Origin of the sequence: Clostridium sp. C8-1-8 (assembly GCF_009928445.1) — a bacterium.
Classification (GTDB): domain Bacteria; phylum Bacillota; class Clostridia; order Clostridiales; family Clostridiaceae; genus Clostridium_AR.
In genome coordinates this window covers 31,314-55,103 of the sequence record NZ_JAABNO010000021.1, presented here as the reverse complement: position 1 = coordinate 55,103, position 23,790 = coordinate 31,314, and the positions used below count along the sequence as shown (strand labels likewise).

Annotated in this window: 15 protein-coding genes and 1 riboswitch; of the genes, 12 read left to right on the top strand and 3 right to left on the bottom strand. The window is 32.4% G+C overall.

Going from position 1 to position 23,790, the window contains the following annotated elements; all coding sequences use genetic code 11:
* The 11 genes from GXK57_RS18735 (at nt 1) to GXK57_RS18685 (ending at nt 17,711) form a co-directional block, all read left to right on the top strand.
* Complete coding sequence (locus tag GXK57_RS18735) at nt 1-834, top strand: carbohydrate ABC transporter permease (RefSeq protein WP_160679256.1); 834 nt, start codon at nt 1-3, stop codon at nt 832-834.
* A gap of 245 nt (nt 835-1,079) precedes the next feature.
* Nucleotides 1,080-2,903, top strand: a complete 1,824-nt coding sequence (locus GXK57_RS18730; protein WP_202127748.1) for a glycoside hydrolase family 66 protein — start codon at nt 1,080-1,082, stop codon at nt 2,901-2,903.
* A gap of 19 nt (nt 2,904-2,922) precedes the next feature.
* Nucleotides 2,923-4,611, top strand: coding sequence for a glycoside hydrolase family 66 protein (locus tag GXK57_RS18725; protein WP_202127747.1), 1,689 nt, complete (start codon nt 2,923-2,925; stop codon nt 4,609-4,611).
* 361 nt (nt 4,612-4,972) lie between these two features.
* Entirely contained in the window at nt 4,973-6,643 is a 1,671-nt protein-coding gene (locus tag GXK57_RS18720; RefSeq protein ID WP_160679253.1) for an alpha-glucosidase, read from the top strand.
* Between the two features lie 584 nt (nt 6,644-7,227).
* Nucleotides 7,228-9,837, top strand: coding sequence for a glycoside hydrolase family 66 protein (locus GXK57_RS18715; protein ID WP_160679251.1), 2,610 nt, complete (start codon nt 7,228-7,230; stop codon nt 9,835-9,837).
* A gap of 69 nt (nt 9,838-9,906) precedes the next feature.
* Nucleotides 9,907-13,032 carry a CBM35 domain-containing protein gene (locus GXK57_RS18710; RefSeq protein WP_160679249.1) on the top strand — a complete coding sequence of 1,042 codons (3,126 nt, stop codon included), beginning with the start codon at nt 9,907-9,909 and terminating at the stop codon, nt 13,030-13,032.
* Nucleotides 13,033-13,549: 517 nt separating this feature from the next.
* Nucleotides 13,550-14,014, top strand: a complete 465-nt coding sequence (locus tag GXK57_RS18705) for a MarR family transcriptional regulator (RefSeq protein WP_160679247.1) — start codon at nt 13,550-13,552, stop codon at nt 14,012-14,014.
* A 36-nt stretch (nt 14,015-14,050) separates the two neighbouring features.
* The gene (locus GXK57_RS18700) at nt 14,051-14,875 is read left to right on the top strand and encodes a hypothetical protein (RefSeq protein WP_160679245.1); all 825 of its coding nucleotides are present in this window, start codon (nt 14,051-14,053) and stop codon (nt 14,873-14,875) included.
* Nucleotides 14,876-15,124: 249 nt separating this feature from the next.
* The gene (gene crcB / locus GXK57_RS18695) at nt 15,125-15,571 is read left to right on the top strand and encodes a fluoride efflux transporter CrcB (RefSeq protein WP_160679243.1); all 447 of its coding nucleotides are present in this window, start codon (nt 15,125-15,127) and stop codon (nt 15,569-15,571) included.
* Nucleotides 15,572-15,931, top strand: coding sequence for a fluoride efflux transporter CrcB (crcB, locus tag GXK57_RS18690; protein WP_160679241.1), 360 nt, complete (start codon nt 15,572-15,574; stop codon nt 15,929-15,931).
* A 256-nt stretch (nt 15,932-16,187) separates the two neighbouring features.
* A riboswitch (Fluoride riboswitch) is annotated at nt 16,188-16,247 on the top strand.
* Between the two features lie 99 nt (nt 16,248-16,346).
* Nucleotides 16,347-17,711, top strand: a complete 1,365-nt coding sequence (locus tag GXK57_RS18685) for a voltage-gated chloride channel family protein (protein ID WP_160679239.1) — start codon at nt 16,347-16,349, stop codon at nt 17,709-17,711.
* Nucleotides 17,712-18,168: 457 nt separating this feature from the next.
* On the opposite strand, the gene GXK57_RS18680 is transcribed toward GXK57_RS18685, so the two are convergent.
* The 3 genes from GXK57_RS18680 to GXK57_RS18670 form a co-directional block, all read right to left on the bottom strand.
* Nucleotides 18,169-19,266 (bottom strand): hypothetical protein, encoded by a 1,098-nt coding sequence (locus tag GXK57_RS18680; protein WP_160679237.1) that lies wholly within the window; start codon nt 19,264-19,266, stop codon nt 18,169-18,171.
* Nucleotides 19,267-19,383: 117 nt separating this feature from the next.
* Complete coding sequence (locus GXK57_RS18675; protein WP_160679235.1) at nt 19,384-20,136, bottom strand: YiiX/YebB-like N1pC/P60 family cysteine hydrolase; 753 nt, start codon at nt 20,134-20,136, stop codon at nt 19,384-19,386.
* An 885-nt stretch (nt 20,137-21,021) separates the two neighbouring features.
* Entirely contained in the window at nt 21,022-22,578 is a 1,557-nt protein-coding gene (locus tag GXK57_RS18670) for an amidohydrolase family protein (protein WP_160679233.1), read from the bottom strand.
* A gap of 392 nt (nt 22,579-22,970) precedes the next feature.
* Between GXK57_RS18670 and frlD the strand changes: the two genes are divergently transcribed.
* Nucleotides 22,971-23,768 (top strand): fructoselysine 6-kinase, encoded by a 798-nt coding sequence (gene frlD / locus GXK57_RS18665; protein ID WP_160679231.1) that lies wholly within the window; start codon nt 22,971-22,973, stop codon nt 23,766-23,768.
* The last annotated feature ends 22 nt before the right edge of the window (nt 23,769-23,790 follow it).

Below are 23,790 nucleotides of genomic sequence, written 5' to 3'. Positions count from 1 at the left end.
ATGTTTAGAAAAAAAGCTGGACAAGTGCTATTGCATTTAGTTCTTGTAGTAATGGTAATAATCGCACTATTGCCATTCTTAAATATGATAAGTACATCCTTGATACCAAATACTTATGTTCTGCCTTCAAAGCCGCAAATAATTCCTAAGCAATTTTATTTGGGAAATTACATTACTGCTTGGACAGGTGAAAACTTTTCAAGATATTTTGTAAACAGCATATTTGTAACTGTGGCAAACACAGTATTAACTATTTTTGTATCATCCTTATCCGGTTATGGATTTGCAAGGCTTAATTTTCCAGGTAAGAAGATAATATTTAACATTTATATATTCTCACTTATGATGCCTGCAGTTCTTGCTTTAATATCACAATTTACTATTTTACAAGGGTTACACCTAGTTGATACTTATACAGGTTTATTACTTTTATATGTCAGTGGAGGAATAGCAGGTAATACCTTCTTCTTAAAAGGTTTCTTTGAAACTATTCCTAGGGAATTAGAAGAATCAGTAATAATGGATGGAGGCAATAAGTGGACCATATACAGGAATATAATATTACCACTTTCCAAGCCAGCCTTAGCAACTATGGCAATAGGAGCATTCTCAGGGACTTGGATGGAGGTATTCACAGCGTTAACAGTAATAAAAACTCAATCAAAGAGAACTCTTCCTATAGCTATAAAGCTACTTCAAAACGGAAAGGCAACTCAGTGGGGAGTAATATTTGCTGCAGCTATATTGGTTTTAATCCCTATAATCATTATATTTATAGTCTTTAATAAACAGTTCATAAAGTCAGGTGGAAGTGAAGGAGCTATAAAGGGTTAGTGATAAATAAGAGATAAACTACTTCAGTAATTATTAGTGAGATTGACAACCTAATAGGCTTGAATATTATCATTCTAATTAATTTTTGATGAGGTAGTTTATCAATAAATGAAGTTGAGGTGTCCTTAGCAGAATATATTAAAAAGGTTCTCTATTATGAACTGCTTACTGATGTAGGAGCTTAAGCACATTTTATAATTCAATAGTATTAAATTGATACGACCTTATGAGGAGGTATGTTTACCTTGAAGAAGAGATTAATTATTGCAGCAATAGCTGTGCTTTGCATAGGAGGGGGAGTTTTAGCATACAAGGTTAAAACCTTTAGTGTTGAAGCTAGTACAAAAGTTTCAGAAAGTGGAAAGCTTATAACTGATGTGTATACTGATAAGGCTAGATACAACCCTAAAGATAAGGTGAGCTTAAAAGTAGAACTGGATAATAAGCTTGGTAAAGCCTATAAAGGTTCTTTGGAGGTATATTTCAAATATTTAAATAACACTGTGGAAAAGAAGCAGTTAGAAGTTTCTTTAGGTAGTAAAGAAAAAAAGACCTTGGATATTTCGTGGAATGCTCCTTCAGATGATTATAAGGGATATCTAGTAGAGGTATATGCAACCCACGGAATATCCGTAGATGACAGCAAAAATACTGCTGTGGATGTTTCATCAAATTGGGATAAGTTCCCTAGATATGGATATATAGCTGAGTATCCTGATCAGAACAAAGATAAGTCTGAAAGTATTATAGATAAGATAAATAAGTTTCACATAGATGGTCTTCAGTTTTATGATTGGCAGAACAAACATCAAAAGCCACTGCCAGGTGACGGAAGTGAGATACCAAAGTCTTGGAAGGACATAGCTAATAGAGACATATACTATCAAACCGTTAAAGATTATATCGACCTAGCTCATAGTAAGAATATGAAAGCTGCCAACTATAATCTAATTTATGGAACCTATACAGATTATCAACAAGATGGGGTGAAACCAGAATGGGGTATATATAAGGATAGCTTTCATACTGAGCAGGATGGTTATGCACTTCCCAATGGATGGGCTTCTTCTTTAGAGATATTTAATCCAGCAAATAAAGATTGGCAAAACTATATCTATAACAAAGAGAAAGATGTTTTTAAAATACTAAACTTTGATATATATCATATGGATACCCTAGGAAATAGAGGTACGACCTTTGATTATAATGGAAATTTCGTCAATCTTCCTGATACTTACACTGAATTTGTGAACAATGCAAAAAGTGCTCTTGGAGTTGGAGTAGTCTTTAATACAGTAAATAGATTTGGTTTGGAACAAGTAGCAAAATCAAATGTGGATTTCCTTTACTCAGAACTTTGGCCTTCAGATTTCCCTAATTATTACTATTTTAAGGATACCGTTGATAAGGGATATGCGTTGACTTCTGGAAAGAAAAGCACTGTAATAGCTGCTTATATGAATTACGGATCCGCTGGTGTTCCTGGCGAATTTAATGAGCATAGTGTAAGGCTAACAGATGCAGCCATATTTGCTGCTGGTGGATCTCATATAGAATTGGGTGATACAGGTATGCTTGGAAGGGAATACTTTCCAAACAAAAACTTAAAAATGACAGATTCGTTAGTAACTGCTATGAGAAATTATTATGATTTCTTAGTTGCCTATGAGAACCTACTAAGAGACGGCTTAAAGGACATTGACAATCCAATAAGTATTAGTGGTATTAAGACAAGTACTAATGGACAAGCAAATACGGTGTGGGCTTATGCAAAAGAGAAGAAGGGATATGAAGTTGTTCAGCTTATAAACCTTCTAGGCATGAATAAGGAAGCTTGGAGAGATGATGGAGCAAATTATGATGCACCTACCTCAAAGAAAGACTTAAAGCTTGATTATACAGTTAAGGAAGGCAAGGTAAAAGATGTGTATCTAGCATCTCCAGATATTAATGGAGGAAAACCAATCAAGTTAAATTATAAAGCAACAAAAGATGGAAATGGTACAAAATTACAAATAGATGTTCCAGAGCTTCAGTATTGGGACATGGTATATGTTGAGAAAGAATAAAAAACAGGAGGTATCAACATTGATTATTAAAGATATATATCCAGCAAAAGCTCAATTTAAAAACGGAGAAAAAATAGGAATACTTGTAGAACTAGAAGGTGCACTTGAGTCAGATATATTAAGATGTAATGTGTATAGGCTTCATGAACAAATTCGTACTTTAGAGATATTTTTATCTAGTAAAGAAGACATAGTAAAATTTGAATTTGATATAGATAACAATGATAAGCTAATCTCAGGCTATGGTGTTGAAGTAGAGTTATATCATATGGATGAAGTGGTACAGACCTTTGGCACAGCATTTGATATTTTACCTTCTTGGAAGTATGCACCTAGATATGGATTTCTATCCGACTTTTCCAAAGAGGATTTAAAGGATAAAGATGATCTCAAAGAAATGAATAAATATCATCTAAATGTGGTTCAATATTACGATTGGATGTATAGGCATCATGATTTAATACCTAAATCAGATATATTTATAGATCCTCTTCAAAGAGAGCTAAGTTTATCTACAGTAAAAGATAAAATTGATTTAGCACATAAGTATGGTATGGAAGCAATTGCTTATGGTGCAGTTTATGCCTCAGCCCCTGAGTACTATAAAAAGAATAAGGATCTAGGTATATACAAGAACAATGGTGATATATATGGCTTTGGTGATTTTCTTTATATGATGGATATATCAAGAGAAAATAAGTGGCATGACCATATAATAAATGAGTTTTACAAGGTTATAAAGCTTGGTTTTGATGGTATTCATATGGATCAGTATGGTTTTCCAAAGGAAGCTATAAGCAGTGTAAACGGAAAAAGAGCAATAAGAAATCTAAGAGAAGACTTTCCTAATCTAATAGATGATACAAAAAATTATATAGAAGAAAAAGGTGAAAAAGTAAGCTTAATCTTTAATGCAGTAAATAATTGGCCTGTGGAAACTGTGGCACAGTCTGAGCAGGATGCCGTTTATATAGAAGTTTGGCCTCCAAATGATACCTATCAGGATCTATATAACTTAATTACAAATGCAAAGAAATACGCTCCTGAAAAGCAGGTTATTCTAGCAGCTTATATGAAGCCATTCTTAGAGGAGTTAAATATACCTATAGAGCAAGCTGAAAATTCAACCTTGCTAACAATGGCTACTATTTTTGCTAGTGGAGGATTCCATCTGCTGTTAGGTGAGAATAGAGGAGTATTAGATGACCCATACTATCCTAAGTATAGAACTATAGAAAATGAACAATTTAATAACAAATTAAGAACTTATTATGACTTTATTGTTAAATATGAAGAACTTCTCTTCGACTTTGATATAATAGATACTAGCATGGTAAATACTGGTGGAATTAATGGGGAATATGTCATTAAAGGGGTAGAAGCGTCGCCTAAGGTAGAAGCAGATAAAGTTTGGTCACTAGTAAAGGAAAAACCAGATTTTAAGGTTATTAATTTAGTTAACTTCAAAGGCGTTGAAGATATGAACTGGAATGAACCTAAGGAAAAGCTTCCAACAAAAGTAGAGAATATTGAAGTGTCAGTACTTACTTGTAATGATGTTAAGGCTGTTTATCTAGCTTCTCCAGATTTTGAAGATGGAAAAACTGTTAGGTTGAACTTCAGTTATGTAGAAGGTGACCAGGGAAATGAAATAAGATTTGTAGTACCTGAACTTTATGTCTGGGATCTTATTTATATAGAATATTAAACGTCTATATTTAACAAACCAAAACTCAGGATATAATAGAAAAGTTTAATAATATTAATGAAAAGAAAAAAGCTTGCCAAGCTTTAAAGCTTAAGCAGCTACTAAAGTATAAAAGTACAACTACTTGGTTATCCATATATTTAGTCTAAAATATAGAGATTATTGAATATGGATAACCTAATTATAACAGGAAGATTTATAATATATTTTTTGTATTTAGAAGAATAGGAAATTTCTATATGTATGGTAACAAAAATATATACTTTAAGTCACTGATTTTTATGAATTATTTTGCAGTACAAATATTAATGTAAATAACTAATAAGAATTTGTATCATAGAACAAGTGGAGGGGTGCAATTATGGAAAGAAAATGGTGGAAAGAAGCAGTAGTATATCAAATATACCCAAGGAGCTTTAAGGATTCAAACGGAGATGGTGTAGGTGATCTAAGAGGAATAATAGAAAAGCTTGATTACCTAAAAGAATTAGGTGTGGATGTAATATGGCTTAGTCCAGTATATAAGTCTCCTAATGATGATAATGGATATGACATAAGTGACTATAGAGATATAATGGATGAGTTTGGAACAATCAAAGACTTTGATGAGCTTTTAGAAGGGATGCATGAAAGAGGTTTGAAGCTAGTAATGGATCTAGTTGTAAATCATTCCTCAGATGAGCACCAGTGGTTTGTTGAAAGTAAAAAGTCAAAGGACAACCAGTATAGAGATTATTATATATGGAGAAAAGGTAAAGATGGTAATCCGCCAAACAACTGGGGATCTTTCTTTAGTGGATCTGCATGGCAATATGATGAAGCAACAGATGAGTACTTCCTACATCTTTTCTCAAAAAAGCAGCCAGATCTAAACTGGGAAAATGAGAAAGTAAGAAATGAAGTTTATGATATGATGAAGTACTGGTTTGATAAGGGGATTGATGGTTTTAGGATGGATGTAATAAACCTGATATCAAAGGTTTCTGGACTGCCTGATGGAGAAAAAGGTGAGCATGATCTTTATGGTAATGGATTCCCTCTTTTTGCAAATGGACCAAGGGTACATGAATTTCTTAAAGAAATGAATAGAGAAGTTTTAAGTAAGTATGACATCATGACCGTAGGAGAAGCACCAGGTGTAGATCCTGATACAGCAAAGCTTTATGTCAATGAAGATAGAGATGAGCTTAATATGCTTTTTCAATTTGAACTTATGGATATAGATTCAGGTAATGGAAAGTGGGATGTGAGACCCTGGAAGCTAACAACCTTTAAAAATATAATGTTTAAATGGTACGAAGCCTTAAAAGATAAAGGCTGGAACTCTTTATTTCTAAATAACCATGATCAGCCTAGAATGGTTTCTAGGTTCGGAAATGATAAGGAATATAGAGTAGAATCAGCAAAGATGCTTGCAACATTTCTTCACACTTGGCAAGGGACACCATATGTTTATCAAGGCGAAGAGATTGGCATGACCAATGTACAGTTTGACATCTCTGATTATAAGGATATTGAAATAATAAATATGTTTAAGGAAAAGACTGCTCAAGGTGTGGAAAAAGAAGAACTTATGAAGTCAATCTACGCAAAGGGCAGGGATAATGTAAGAACTCCTATGCAATGGAATGCTACAGAAAATGCTGGCTTTACTAAAGGAGAACCTTGGCTTAAGGTAAATCCAAACTATAAAGATATAAATGTTGAACAAGCTTTGGAGGATAGAAACTCAATATTTTACTATTACCAAAAGCTGATAAAATTACGTAAAGAAAACCCTATTATTGTTTATGGGGATATAAACCTTTTATATAAAGATGATGAAAATATATTTTCATATATAAGAAAATTTGAGGATGAAAGACTATTAGTGATACTTAATTTCTTTGAAAAAGAGGTTCAGTTCAAGCTACCTGCAGATGTCAAGTTTAAGGAAGCAGAGCTTCTAATAGCTAATTATGAAGTTGATACCAATAATATTGATAACATTTTGCTAAAACCTTATGAGGCTAGAGTATATCTATTGCAGTAATTTAGTTTTAGCAGGTTATAAAGAATTTCTATCTATAATATGAGTTGTGCTATTAGTCAATAGAATTTTAAGAATACTATGGTTATTACTTAGGCACAACTTGTTTATATAGAAATTATATATATGATGTACTACTTCAAGCTTAGATAAATCTTTTAAATTTTCTTTAATATGAAAAGAAAGTTTAAATATCAGTTTAACTAAGAAGTGGTACATGTATAGTGTTTCTAACTAGCCCTTTAATATAATTATTAAAAGTTTTAATTATATTAAGTCTATGGATTAAGTTGGGTTAGAGGAACGCTTTAGGTATACCACTTCTAGTCTTACTTTTAAAACCTAATTAAGTTGTAGGTTTCTAAATTTTATTAGGTTGTAGAAGTGGTCCATCTAGAAATTCTGAACTTGAAAGGGGGAGATATAAAGGTATTTAAAGTTTTTAGTATTAGAAATAAAGTAGTATAAATCTAATACTATTTTAAAAATTCTCAAAGATTGTTTTGTAGAAGTTTTAAAATGAGTTGAATCAATTACTAGCCTTACTTTAATGTTAGAACTGAAATATTTGTGAGGGGGAGCGGATAATGTTAAAAATTAAAAAACTCAAATTTTTAACTATACTTTTCTTCTTGGTAGTAGTCTTAGTTGTTTATCAAGGCAGTAGTGTAGATAAAGCATATGCAGCAAGTCCTTATGTAAACAAGGTATATATGGATAAATCTAGATATAACCCTAATGATAAGGTTACAATATATGCTGATCTAAGCAATTCCAGCGGCATAAGCTTTACAGGTACTTTGTATATGGAGATTACTCATAATGAGACCTCAGTTTATACTACAAGTCAAAGTATTACTTTAGATAATGGACAGAGCACCACTAAAAGCTTTCAATGGACTGCACCTAATACTGATTTTCAAGGCTATATGGTAAGAGTCTACACTGGAAGCGGGGATTATAAGACTGGTGCTATTGATGTATCAAGTAACTGGACTAGATTCCCAAGATACGGGTATATTCCTAACTTTGATAGCAACATAACTCAAAGTGATATCACAAAACAGATAAATACCTTATCTAGAGATTACAATATAAATGCCTTTCAATTCTATGATTGGATGTGGAGGCATGAAGTACCTATAAAAAAGAGTGATGGAGTAAATCCGGATTCTAGCTGGACCGATTTATTTAACAGAAATATATCTTACAATACAATACAAAACTATATAAACGCAGTTCATAATAACAACGGTAAAGCAATGGCGTATATGATGTCTTATGCAGCAAGAGAGGGCTATACAGACTATGGTGTAAATCCTTCTTGGGGACTATTCCAAGATAGCACTCATCAAACTCAGCTAAACGTAAATTTTAACAACGGAAAATACCTATGGCTTTTTGCACCTTCCAATACCAGTTGGCAAAACTATATAGGAAATGCATATAAAGACGTTGTTAATACCGCAGGTTTTGATGGTATACAAATGGATCAAATGGGACAAAGAGATAGTATCTTTGATTATAACGGCAATAGTTATAACTTAGGAAACTCTTTTTCAAGTCTTATTAATTCAGTAAAGAGTCAGTTGCAGAACAATAATTCATCAAAGAGCTACCTAGACTTTAATATAGTGGATGGTACAACCAATGGGTGGGCTTTAGATGATGTAAGCAAAAATGCTAACACTGATTTCAATTTTAGTGAAATATGGTGGAAGTCAAATAATTATAATGACATAAGAAATTATGTTGAGCAGCTAAGAAATAACAGCGGTAGGAAAGCTGCAGTTTTAGCAGCATATATGAATTATAACGAAAATCTAGGACCTAGATATGAAGCTGAAAATGCTGTCCTAAATGGAGTAGATATTGCTACTAACCATACTGGATATACTGGTAGTGGCTTTGTACAAAACTTTGCACAGCAAGGGGATTATGTTCAATTCACTGTAAATGCAAATGAAACCATGAATTATCCCTTAGTATTCCAATATGGAGATAATTCGGACAATGCCACAAGAACAATATATATAGATGGGAACAGGGTGGGACAAGTTCAATTTCATCCTCAGGGAACTTGGGATAAGTTTTCCTATGATGCATATATGAACACTACTTTAACTAAGGGAAGTCATACTATCAAGGTTTCATATGATAGTGGAGATACAGGTTCCATTAATCTGGATTCACTAACCTTAGGAGAGTTTGATGATAATTCTATAAGATTGGCAGATGCTGCTTTTGAAGCAAGTGGAGCTACTCATATAGAACTAGGTGCTGGTTTAGATGATGCTGTGATGCTTCCTCATGAGTACTATCCAAATACAAGTAAGGTTATGACTGGAACTTTGAAGAATGCTATGAAGCAAAATTACAAGTTTATAACTTCTTATGAAAATCTATTATTTGACCCAAGCATAAGCTATGGCGATCAGGGAAATCAATATATTAACATCAACGGTGAAAAAATTTCCGGGAACGGTACCAACGGTTCCATATGGCATATGACTAGAATGACAAAAGATTATGACATATTACATCTAATTAATCTATCAAATGAAACAGACAGTCAATGGAGAAATAGTACTAATGCACCAACAGTTAAAAATAACTTGAGTGTAAAGTATTATGTTCCAACAGATGCAGCAATCTCTAATGTATACCTAGCTTCACCAGATCTTAATGAAGGAACAAGTACTGCATTAAGTTTTACCACTGGTACAGATAGTGTAGGAAAATACCTTTCCTTCACAGTTCCAGCCTTAAATTACTGGGACATGATCTATATAAAGAGAGATTTGAATGTATCAGCAAACAATCAATATGAAGCTGAAAATGCTATAAAGACTAATATTACTACAAATACAAACCATTTAGGTTACACTGGCACAGGTTTTGTGGATGGTTTTGCTGAGCAAGGCGATGAGATAACCATGGAAGTAAATGTAGGTACAGCAGGTAACCATACTTTGAATTTTAGATATGGAAACAATACTGGAGCAGAAGCTACAAGACATATTTTTGTAGATGGAAGCTATGTAGGTATACTTCACATGCCTAACCTATCAAATTGGGATACCTGGGGAAATGCTAGCCTAAATATCAATTTATCAGCAGGTGTGCACACTATATGTATGTATTATGATGCTACGGATAGTTCTGGCATAAATCTGGACAATTTGACTGTAAAGTAACTCTAGAATAATTTGAATGGGAAACTAGTTAATATTACTAAGATGATTAAATTTTGATTGGAGGATTAAATGATGAGAAAATTTATGAGTAAAAAGGCAGCTGGTACCTTTGCCTTTATCTTGGCAGCCAGCATGTTTTCTAATGTTAGTCTAAAAGCTTCGGCACAGACCTACCCACAGTCAACCTATGAGGCAGAAAGTGCATCGCTTCATAATGTAAGTGTAGATGCAAATCATGCAGGTTATTCAGGTAGTGGCTTTATTGATGGTTTCGCAGAGGTAGGCGATTATGTTGATTTTAATATCTCAGTTGCTACAACTCAAGATTACACCTTAAGACTTAAATATAGTAACTTTACCGGTGCTACAAATGTAAGAGAAGTTTATGTGGATGGAAAGTTCATAAGCAATGCATATTGTAGCGATACAGGAAGCTGGGACAGTTGGAAGACCACCGATGTAGGAACTAACTTAACAGCAGGAACTCATACTGTAAGAGTGTCTTTAAATAACAGCAAGGATGGAGCTATAAACTTAGACAATCTTGTTGTTACACAAAAGAACGTTTCAGTTAGAAGTCTCTATATGTCTAACTGGAAGGATACAATGGCTATATGGCAAGCTAGCAAGCTTAGCGATAATGATACTACAAGTGCAAAAGGACCAAGACTTTCTGAACTAAGATATTCAGGAAATTGGAATGTAAATCAAATACAAGACTATACTGGTTTCTTTAGAGATGAAACCAACAATGCAAAGTATGATCAAACTCATAACTTTGATTCAGAAGGTTACTACGACGAAAATGGAGTTTTACACAATAACTTCTTAAAATATAATGGATCTAACTTACCTAATATGGAAATCTCTAAGGATTATGTTGCAGTACCAAATCAAAACTTTATAGTATCAAGATATACCTTAAAGAATACTGGTACTTCAAGTATCACTTATAGCATATTAGATATGCTACATCCTAACAATACAACTTCAAATAATGTAGCTGCTAACTATGATTCTTCTAGAAATGCATTAATAGTAAATATGAGTGCATCTGGACAACCTTATATGGCTTTAGGTGCTTTTACTGCTCCAACTTACTATCAGGCTGCTAATGATGGAGATTCAAATACTTCAAGCTCAACTTGCTCTTCCTGGTACACTTTTGATGGAAGTGGCTCATTAAAGAACAATTCAAATGTGTCAGCGCAAAATGTTTCCGTAGCCTTTGATCAAAAGGTTACAGTACCTGCAGGAAGCTCTCAAAACGTATATTTCTATGTAGCTTTAGGTTCAAGCTTAAGCAATGTACAAAGTATCTGCGATACAGCAAGAGCTCAATCAGGAGACAGCTGGTTTAACAACACCTCTTCAAGCTATTCAAGTTGGTTCAATGGAAAAACTGTACCAAGCTTCAATGATGCTGACTTGACTTCAGTATATAAGAGAAATTTAGTTATGATAAAGAACGCAATAAGACCAGGCAGCACTTCAGCTGATGGTGCAATGCCAGCTACTACTAATCCACTAAACTACAGCTATAAGATATGGGCAAGAGACTCAGCAGTAACAGCAATGTCTTTAGATGCAGCTGGATTTACAACAGAAGGTGAACGTTACTGGAACTGGCTTGCAGCTAGACAAAGCACAGATGGAAGCTTCCATACCTGCTTCTGGTTATGGGACAACACCAATGCAAACTTTGTTGAACCAGAAAATGACTCTATAGGTTTCTTCTTAATAGGAGCATATAAACATTATAAAGCAACTGGAAACAAGGCTTTCTTAGATGGAGTATACAAGGCAGTTAAGAATTCTGCAAGTTATATTATGACAAACATGGATCAAACTACTGGTTTTGGACCTGCTGATAAGAGTATCTGGGAAGAAGGAGATTCTCCACAGTACTACGCTTATACACAAGCATCTTATGCAATGGGACTTAAATCTGCAGCTTTAATCGCTACATTAGAAGGAGACAATGCCTTAGCAGATAGTTATAATGGTGCAGGAAGTACTATTCTTACTGCTATTAACAGAGATGATACTGCATATCCAAAAGGACTTTGGAATGCAGCTAATGGATATTATGATAGATGCATAAATACAGATGGTACAGTTAACACTCTAGAGGATACTTCAACAAATATATTATTTGCTTTAGGTGCTATAGATGTTAACTCTTCAAGAGCAACTTCTCATGTAAATAAGATAGAAAAAGATCTTAACGCAGACACTTATGGTTTACCAAGATACGCTAATGATACCTTCTACTACACTTCACAATGGAGTCCTTCAGGAAATGAAGCTCTAGAAGCATCACCTTCTTGGCCACAAATGACAATGTGGGATTCTGTTTACCAGACTTACAAAGGAAATGGTTCAAAATCTTATGATATGTTAGAATGGTTTAAGCATAGAACAGGAGCAGGCTTTATGGTTACTGGTGAAGCTGTAAGTAATGTTACAGAAGCACCATTAGTAAGTACAGCAGCTGAACCAGTTACTGCAGCATCGTTTATACTAGCAAGTCTTGCATACTCCAATAATTATGATATGAGAGTTTATTCATCAGAAAATAATGCAGGTTGCTACAAAGGAATAACAGTAACTAATGGAGCAAGTGCTGATTGGAATCAATATAAATATGTTCCATACTATGTAGACCCATCTAATGATGGAGTAGTTGCAGATGGACAAACTGATATAAAGAAAGTATATATATCAAATGATGATTCTAATGTTTATATAAGAATAAACAACGCAGCTGGAACCTTACCAACAACTACTGATAACTCCTTCCAAGTTTCTGCTTATGTAGAAGACTTTGCTAAGACTGCACCAACAACAACTTCAACACAATATGGAACTGCTCTAGGCAGAAATATGGCATATATGTTTACAAGAAAGAATACTGATGCAGGTTATAGCAAGTACTCAGTTTCAAACGGAAGCTGGACTCTAAACAAGAGCATAACTTCTGTTATAGCACCTCAATGGGATACTACAACTGGTGGAATAGAACTTGTTATTCCAAGATCAGAAATAGGTTCTCCAGCAAATGGTTCTTGGGGACATATAACAGTAGACTTAAGCAAGTATGTAAATAGCAATTGGCAAGATCAAGATACATTAAGATTAAACTACAAGATCACAGGAAGCAGTGATTCTTGGTTATATGGTAACTTTGAGTAAAAGTAAAATTGATAATCAAGGATATCCTCTTTAAAAGTAGGCTCTGTTAAATTACTGCTTAATTTCAACAGTATTTATACGTAGTCTAAACTTAATAATTTGTAATAAGATGAGCTACTTAATCATCAAACTGAGTTATCAAAATTCCTTAAATAAAACTAGTAGGATTTTGAAAATAGTTTTGATGATAGGGTGGCTCATTATTATAGTAATAGGTAGGTTACTAAATTAGAGATAGGGACATGCAAAGCAATGTTAAGATATAATTGCAAATATTGACAAATGATAGAATAGGTAATATATTACATATATAGGTAATGTATTACCTATTCTATATTTTAGACAATTATATTTACAAAAGCTGTGTGTAAGTATACATGGGTTAGCTTAAAAACATATAAATTAGAAAAAATAAAAAAATATGGCGCATGTAAGATTTTTCTCATATGTATCCAGAAAGACAGCTTAAATAGAAATCAATAAAAAAACTTTAGAGGTTTAATTGTAGGAGGTTTGTATGGAAAAATTAGAAATGAAAAAGGACAAACAATATTTATTTGGAGCAATTTTCGTGGCAGCTAATAGGATAGATACAATGTTAGAAAGGGAATTTTCTCAGTTTGATATTACAACAAAGCAGTGGTTTCTATCTATAATTATAGATAATTTATTTGATGCTCCACCTACTATAAAAGAAGTTGCAAAGGAGATGGGAAGTTCTCATCAGAATGTAAAACAAATTGCTTTGAAATTGGAACAAAAAGGACTACTGATTTTGGAGAAGGACAATAAAGATTCTCGTGCTACTAGACTTAAACTAAGTGAAAGCGGATATGATTTCTGGGATAAAATTAAAGAAGAAGGTATATGTTTTACAGAAGAATTGTTTAAGGGAATCAGAGAAGAGGATCTGTCTGCAGCAAGGAGGGTATTTAAGCAGATATTATTTAACATTAATAGTATGGATAAAAATAATGTTTAAATTAATAATTGAAATATTCATAAAGGAGAGAAATAAATGAATATTAATATTTTGAGTAAAAAGAATAAACAGCTACTAGTGACAATTATAACAGTTACACTTATTGTTACTTGTAGTGGTATTGGATTAACTTATGAAAAGTTATATTCTAGAGAAACTATTGATTGGTTAGCTCAAGCTATTGGACAAGATATTTCGAATCTGTTTTTTGTATCACCAATACTTCTAATCTCTGCTTATTTTAGTACAAAAGGAAATAATATAGCTAAAATTATTTGGATTGGAACTATGCTCACCAATATATATTCCTACGTAATCTATTGTTTTGCAGCGCATTTTAATTTTTTATTTCATGTCTATTGTATAATCCTTGGATTATCAATTTACTTAGTAATTGATTTTTTTATTACAAGTTTTAATGTGGATTTTAAAACTTGGTTTAATGAAAATACTTCAACTAAGCCAATAGGGATTTTTTTATTCATAATAGCTTGCATATTTCTATTCTTATGGCTTTCAGATTCTTTACCAGCAGCTTTAAATAACACAGTTCCAGAAAATATAACAAAAGATGCCTTACTTACTAATCCAGTTCAGGCATTAGACTTTTCTTTTTATATTCCATTAATGATTATTTCTTCGTATAAGATATTGAAAAAGAAAACAGAAGGATACCTACTGGCTCCAATGATGATGGTTTTTGCAATATTAACAAACATAAATATTATATCTCTTATGTGCGTTTCAATGAAAAAGCTTGGAACCAATAATATGCCACCAATTATTATATTTACTATTTTAGCAATCATATGTTTAACAATTCTACTTAGATACTTTAGAGATATATCTAAAACTTCATAATAGAAACTCAACAATGTTTTTTATAACCAATCTTGATACTTGTCTACCTTACACCTCAAGTTTAGGTATAATGCTAAAATAAATTCTATATAATAAATAGTAATTTAGATTCAAAAAGAATAAATACAGTGATAAACTATATGTAAATATATACTATTTAGATAAGTGGTGTCAGGTATTGAATATTGTGTTTGCAAAGTAGATTGTACCATTGAAATGCATAATGTTAAGAGAATTAGGAGAGGAATTATGAAGAAATATTTATATATAGGATGCGGTGGTTTTCTAGGTGCTATCCTAAGATATGTTATAAAAAATGCGCCAATCTATAATTATAAAGAAAAAATTCCCTTAAATACTTTTATAATTAATATAACAGGGAGTCTTATACTGGCTTTTATACTTTCAATAAGCTATGCAAGATGGAAATACAGTGAAAACTTAAAATTAGGTATTACTACTGGTTTTCTAGGGGCGTTCACCACATTTTCCACTATGTGCAAGGAAACTGTAACTCTATTTGTTGAAGGATACTATTTCTCAGCTATTTCCTATGTAGAATTTTCAGTACTTGCAGGTATTGCCTTAGCTTATTTTGGTTCAGTTCTATGTAATGATTTTGTATATAGGAACTATAAAGAAGATGATGATGATGATTCAGATGAGCGGATAAAAGCTCAAGGGGGTGGATTTTAGTTGTCATATTTGTTAGTAGGAATCGGAGGAACTTTTGGTAGCATAGCAAGGTATAAGCTTGGTAATATTGTTTCCAAAAAGAACAAGAGTAGTTTTCCGTTAGGTACTTTTATTATAAATATTACAGGTGCAATACTTCTTGGCATAGTATCTAGTTTAAATGTAAGTAATAATATATATTTGCTTTTAGCAGATGGATTCCTAGGTGCATATACCACTTTTTCCACCTTTATGTATGAAGGTTTTAATCTGTTCAAAAATAAAAAAGAACTAAATGGATTTGTTTATATTTTAGGAAGCGTGATTTTAGGTGTTTTAGGATATACAATAGGATTTTTCACTATAAGAGCAATATTATGAGACTTTTTATAAATCTGAAGATAAATTGAATTTAATCTTAAAGGAAAGTTTAAAATTCTATTAGCTAAATTTATTAATATGAAGAATTAGAACAGCTTTGTATGGTGTACAGTAAAAAGCACGAATTATTAAGTTATAAGTGTATAAAGTTCATAGGTGCATGATTTTTGAACATGAGTAACGTAAGTTTTCGTAATTGGACTCTGTAAATCATAATATAGACAAGCGTTATATTTAGTGATAATATTGATTTAGAAAATGTATAGGTGATGGAGTTCGCTATTAAATGCTTGAAGCTGATGACTCCTACAAGATAACTATTATTGTAGTTATCTTGTAGGAGTATTTTTACTGCTTATGAAGATTAAGTATGGATGAAGTTTATACTATAATAACAAAAGAGGGGAGATCTCAGATGAGATTTTATAAAAACTATTTTAAGGATAGGTTACTATTTATTAGAAGTAAAAATACTACGGCGGTTCTAACTATTTCTTTTATAAAATGGGTGGTGCTTGGGGCGATAGTCGGTATTTTCACAGGTACTGCAGGATCAGCGTTTTTGAAAAGTTTAGAACTTGTAACAAATTTGCGAGTTGAAAATTCATGGTTATTATTTTTCCTGCCTATAGGTGGAGCATTTGTAAGCTTTATTTATTCGAAGTATGGTAAGAATTCTTCAAAAGGGAATAATCTCATTTTAGAAAATATCAATAACAGTGGTGGAACAGTTCCTATGCGTATGGCGCCATTAGTATTCTTAGGAACGGTTATTACTCATCTTTTTGGAGGCTCTGCTGGAAGAGAAGGAACAGGAGTTCAAATAGGTTCTACAATAGCAGAAGGTGTTGGGCGTATATTTAAACTTGACAAATATGATAGTAGAATAATTCTAATGTGTGGAATAAGCAGTGGCTTTGCATCTGTATTTGGAACTCCACTTGCAGGCACTGTGTTTGGTTTAGAAGTTGCAACTCTAGGAATAATGAGCTATGAAGCCTTGATTCCATGTTTCACAGCAGCTATAGTTGGAGATTTAGTTTCTGCAGCTTGGGGGATTCATCACACTCATTATAAGATTTTTCAAGTTCCTGAAATAACAATTTTATCTGTGATGAAAGTAGTTATTGCAGCTATTATATTTGGACTTATTAGTAAGCTTTTTAGCCAATTAACTCATAAGCTTAAGGAATTATTCACAGAGACTTTTCCAAATGCAATATTAAAAAGCTTTGTAGGGGGGATTTTAGTAATTATTTTGGTTTATATAGTTGGAAGCAGAGATTATTTAGGCCTAAGTATTCCTCTTATATCAGATTCCTTTAACGATAAGGTTAATCCTATTGCTTTTTTAATTAAATTGATATTTACCTCTTTAACATTAGGTACAGGCTTTCAAGGTGGAGAAGTTACACCGTTATTTGTAATAGGATCGACATTAGGAAATACATTATCTAGCATTTTACATATGTCTCCTTCATTTTTAGCCGCACTTGGATTAATAGGAGTATTTACAGGGGCAACTAATACTCCAATAGCATCCCTACTATTAGGTGTTGAGATGTTCGGCTCGCAAGGAGTAGAATTTATGTTTATGACATGCATTATAAGTTATGTATTCTCAGGACATACAGGAATTTATGTTTCTCAAAGGATTGGAAGGAGCAAAAGTAAGATAATTAAGGTACCACAAAACGCTTCCCTATCTTATTTTAGAAATAAATTAGATAAAAATAATAAACAAGAAGCTGATGATGAGAAGGAAATACATCTTGCTTAGTTATATAAGCTTATAATTTGTATAGTGAAGTTAAATAATTAATGTTTAATAAAAGCTATATCTTTGAGAAAAACTCAAGGATATAGCTTAGTTTTATTTTATGCTCAATTGTAAAAAATGTTAGATAAACTTGGTGATTCCAAGTCTTAGAATAACTGTGTAGGATATATAAATTATATAATATATATGAATGTGTTAAAAAATGTTGTCAATATAACTATAAGTACTTTTCTAATTTTGGAAAGTAAATAATAAAGCAATAATAGTGCTGAAAATAGTGGTAGCTAGTGATCACAATGTAGTTATTAACAATGATTATAAAATATTATATTACTTATTTTGCATAGAATTACACTGGGGATCAAGAAAACTCAGTCTCTATTTTATATCACCGCAAAGCTAGATTTTAGAGAATATAATTTGTGAAACTTTGCTATTTATTTTAGTCCCTTATTTATCACTGCCTTGCAAAAAATCCTCCAATATAAAAGCGAGATTGAGGGGACGAGGACCTTGCTTTATTGATAGTTATTGATTTAATTAGGTTCATGTTATCCATGTCGTATACATATAGCTTGTTCATATCTTGACTGTATAGGTAATTATTGTACCTTATAGTTTGTACCAGGGCATTTTGCATTTCTATAACCTTCTGATCTTGAGTTTTAGGATCGAAGATAGTAATTTTATTTAGATTTGCAGACAGAGGGTTGCAGTGGGTGATATATAATTTCTCTTTATAGAGTATTATTTGGTTTGGATCTATTTCACTTAGCTCTATGTTATCTAGTTTTTCGGTTTTTATATTATATCTACTTAAGGTTTTTGAGCCTTCATTTCCATTAATATCAAGATTGTTGGTGAAATATATGTCGTCACCTATTTTACAAGAGTCTAGTTGCTGTGTTCCACATTGGTTCAACTGAATCTGCTTTAGGAGCTTTAGATTTTTTGAGTCAAGAATTAATAGATAGGGGGTATTGATATTATTTTCGCTAACTGTTCCCCAGGCATATAAAATATCGTCGTAGCACTTAAGTGATGATATAACTAGCCCATCCTTTTTCCATTCTTTTAGCTGTCCATTTTTTGTATCGCATTTAGTGATGTATCCAACGAAATTTATAGTATTTGTAGTATATACATCATCTTTATTAACTGTGTACATTAATACAGCAGGTTGATTAATCTTTAGGGTTTTATACTTTCCGGTATTTAAATCAAATTTTATAATTGTCTTTAAATCTTTCTGATTGCCGAGGCCAAGGGGGACAGAATAAAAGCTGTTATTAGCCAATAAAGGTACTCTGGTTTGATCTCCCATATCACCGAAGGGCAATTGTTTTTCTTCCAGTAGATTAAGGTTTTTGTCATAGAAAGAAACATAACCTATATTTCGATTTTGTGTACTTTGAAAAACTCCAATATGTATATAAGGAAGCTTACCTTGAGAAATAAAACGATTTTTATTGTAAGTTATATAAAAATATAAACCAGAAGAGAATAATATTAAAATTACTGCTAAGTCACAAACTAATTTTTTAGGTTTCAACATAAAATAACCTCCAATTTTAAAAATGGCAATAAAACATACAAACCTCTATTATTTAAAAGGTTGTACATTTTACTGCTTTTGGTATAGTGTGGAATTGTGAGTTTAAAACATACTTTACTAATTAACGCTCCAGTTATTCCTGTAGGTTACAATAACCTTATCGTTAGTAAGAAGTTCAGTTGGATGAATTGCGGAAATTGTTTTTCCTAATAGAGTTATATCATAAGCACTAGTATTTAAATCGATTCCGTAGTTGTCCTCAAAGCTTGCCCAAACAAGTTGTGAACAGTAGAACTTTGATCTAGTTGACATGTTGTAATAATCATAGTTATAAGGCAAACCTATTTTACTTTTACACCATTCTGCAGCAGCGGCATCTTGATCAGCGGTTGTAGAGGTCACAGTACCAGCAGCACAGGTATTTCTTGTTGTGTCCCAGTTATTTTTACCCATAACAACTCCTGAGCTTAAAGATTCTACAACATTAGAAGAGGAGTACACAATTGCACTATGTCCTAGTGGAATTATTCCGGAAAACTTATCAGCTGTCACAAGGATTACACCTTTTCTTGTAGGATAGATACCATTTGAGGTTGCTTCAAGTGGATTTATTTGACCAGTAAGGGTTCTCTTTTCCTTGGATTTTGGATCACTTACAATTTTTTTGTGCACCAAGGTGTTGTTAAGGTCTTTTACTGCTTCAATAGGAAATGGGTTTGACTTTGATTTTTCTAAGGCTTTACCAAAGGTAGCTTCAGTAGAATTGTAAGATGTCGTACCAGAAGTTGTAGAGGCGAAAGCTTGGACAGTAACTACAGATGTAAATAAGACTGATAGAAACACTGATAAGAATACTTTACTTTTTCTCATAGAAAAGACACCTCCATTTATTATATAAACATTTATTGTTACCATATATTTCAAGATAATTGTAACATCTAAATGCATATAATGCAAATTATGGAAACGTTAAGAATGTAAAATATAACTAAAATTACTGAGAGACGGAGCCTTAGTTCATAGCATAATTGACGAAATGCTTTAACTTAGGTAAAAAAAGTTCTAGAAGTGAAAGGCTGTCTATGTTTAGAGAGAAATTGACATTTCAGTTTTATATCTTAAAAAAATCAAGAAAACATTTTGAGTGCTAACGGTATTTTTATTGATTTATATATTTTGTTTTGAATTGGTGCATCTTTATATTCGGAGGAAACATAAAATGAAGAAAATTTTAACCGAGGTATTTTTTATACGTTATATGACGTTATTTCTGGAACCTTTAGTATAGGCAAAAAGGATTACAGAAATAGAAGCCTGTATGTAATTACTAGAAGTATCATCGTTATTTTAATTTTCATGGAATTTCTTTTGTTAGTTTGGAAAATAGAATTTTCTAGGTATGTTGGCTCTGCATTTTTGATATTACTTACAGCTGTGATGTACTTAGATAAGAAGCAAATAAAGAATTTAAAAAATGGCAACTAATTTTTTTCATTGAACATTAGAGTAAACAGTAATTAAATAAGTAATTAAAAATAGTTATTTTTAAAATTGTAGATATCAAAATACAATGTTGAAATTAAGTGGCTATTCATTTTGTAAATTATCTAATTTAGTAGTTTGATTATATGGTGTATAATGAATAACCACTTGTTATTGACAAATATACCTAAACATTATTTATGATACTAATAAGTTGACACTTTTTAAGATGCCTTTCTAGTTATGGGGTAGGAGGTTTTTGCTTGAAAAGTTTTACTTTACTAAAGCATCATAGACCACTTTTCCATTTACAATGGTTAAGCATACCTTTATATCTCTAATAGAGTTCATATCTGCTTTAAAAATGTCACCATCCAATACTGCAATATCAGCCAGCTTTCCTGGTTCTAATGTTCCTAGGACATCTTCCTGTCCTAGATTATATTGGCCACCTATTGTCCATGATTTAAGCAGCTCTTCTTTTGTTAGAGTGTTCTCTTTATTAAAAGGCTCTCCACCTTCTGGAAATAAGCCTCCATAAGTATGGTAAATGGATTCAGGAATATTGGGAATCATTAGAGGAAGATCTGTACCGCAAGAAATTGTAACGTTGCAATCAGCCATTTTTCTTCTATTCCAGTAGTACCTACCTCTTTCAGGACCTATCTTTTCATTAATCATGGATATTTTATCTTTAGCATTTGTTATAGACATTATCTGAGGGTATACTTCTGCTATGATTCCTAATCTGCTCATCAGTTCTAAGTCCTTAGGATCTGAAAATTCAACATCTGTTATAGCGTGACGATTTGATAGTTTGCCATTTATCTTTTTGCATTTATTAAATATATTAATAGCTTTAGCTATTGCCGCATCTCCTTGAGCGTGAAGAGAAAAACGAAAATCTTCCTTATCACAAGCAAGAACTTCAGCTTCAATCATAGAATAATCAATTTCTTGGGCACAGTTAATGTTTGGAGCACACAAGTAAGGTTCCTTTAAGTCTCCACAAAGAGCAGATATGGAACCATCAGTCATCCTATTGTAACCACTAAATTTAATAAAAGGACCTTTGAATTTTTTCCTCATGGTTTTACCAAAGCTAAGGTTAGCTCCAGATCCAACTGGCTGTGACATAAAGGAAACTCTCAGTGTCAAAGTTTCATTATTATCTAATTCCTCTAAAATCTCTGTGAAACCATAAAAATCATCAAAGCCCATCTCTTTTATAGCGGTTACTCCTTTAGAGTTAAGCATGGACATATAGGATTTAAGCTGTTCAACAATGAAATCGTGATCATTTAGAATATCTTTTAATAATCTCCAGTAAGCTTCTGGGTAGCAGTTGGTCTCAGAAAAGCAGTATTTTATTTTCGCAGCTCTATTCATATAACAACTTTCTCCACCTTCTTCAAATAGAACTATTGGTTTGGTTGTGGAGATCTGATCTAGTAATTTACTTTGTATATAATTTAGCTTGCTTGAATTTAAGTTACGTCCAAGGAGTGGAGAAGTATCTGAAACTACAGAATCCTGTTCTGCAAGTACTTTCATTAGTTCATTTAAACTATCTATTTGGGATAAGTCTATTCCTGCATAATTTAAGACATATCCAGTAAAAAAGCAATGTACATCTACAAAGCCTGGGCAAATTACTCGATTACCAAGATCAAGAATTTTAGTATCTTGTCCAATGTACTGTTGTAGATCATCATTAGTGCCAACTGCTAGGATTTTATCTCCTGTTATAGCTACAAAACCATTAGTAGTTGAGTTATTAGTGGAAGTAAAAATATTAGTAGACTTTAACACAATATCAGCTTTTAACATAATACACACCTCGCACATCTTAAATATAAGCCCAAAACAAATGCTGTTTTTAAAATTATATTCCAATTAAGTATATTTGTAAATTGGTATAAAAAACTTTTGCAATTGATACTAGTATACTAGAACATATTCATTAATAAGATGAATTTATACCAATATTGAATTGTTTTTCATTAAAAACTATATATAAACTAAATATATACTAGAAAAATCGTGGATTTATACTTGAAAACGTTGTGGTAAATATTTACTAATGTAGATTGGCAAGGAAAAAGTGTGATGCTATACTGAAAGTGGTTCGAAAATACTAGTAACATGTATACATGGTTCTTAGTTATGTTTGTTAGATTTTAGTTCAATGAGCATCAATTTATGTTTAAATGGAGGTAAAAGTGAAGGTAGCAGTCATTGGTGACAATTGCATTGACTATTATAAAAGACTTAACCGATTATATCCTACTGGAAATGTTGTAGATACTGGTGTCAATTTAAGAAAGCTAGGGGTTAGTACATCTATCATTTCCACAACAGGCTCAGATTATTATGGACAACTAATGATTGACACGCTGAAAAAGGAGGGCCTTGATATCTCACATTTGAAGGTTGCTATAGGAAAAACAGCAATTACTTATATGGATATGGATGGCCTTGAGAGAATACATGGTGAATATGATGAGGGCGTACTTGAAAACATTTTCTTCGATGAAGAGGATATTGACTTTGCAGCTACTCATAATCTAGTACACAGCGCCTTTTGGGGAAAAGCAGATGGTGTGCTTGAGGAAATAAAAAGAAAAGGAGCGCTAGTTTCTTTTGACTATGCAACTGGTTTTGACAAAGAAATAGTAGACAGGACAGTTCCTTTTGTAGATTACGGTTTTTTCTCTTTTGTAGAAAAGGATGAGTATGTAAGAAACTTCTTAAAGGAAAAAGTAGAGAAAGGTCTAAAGATAGCAGTGGCAACCTTTGGTGAAAAAGGGAGTTTGGCTTACGATGGAGACAATTACTATGAATTTGGTGTCTTTAAGGCGAAGGTAGTTAATACAGTTGGTGCTGGAGATGCCTTTATAGCAGGTTTTTTGCATAGTATTTTAAATAATGAGCCAGTAGAAAAAGCCTTAGAACAAGGAGCTAGAATTGCAGCTAAAGTGATAGAGGTCTTTGAACCTTGGGTCACTGAAATAAATTAATTCAAATGAGAAGAGGTAGATA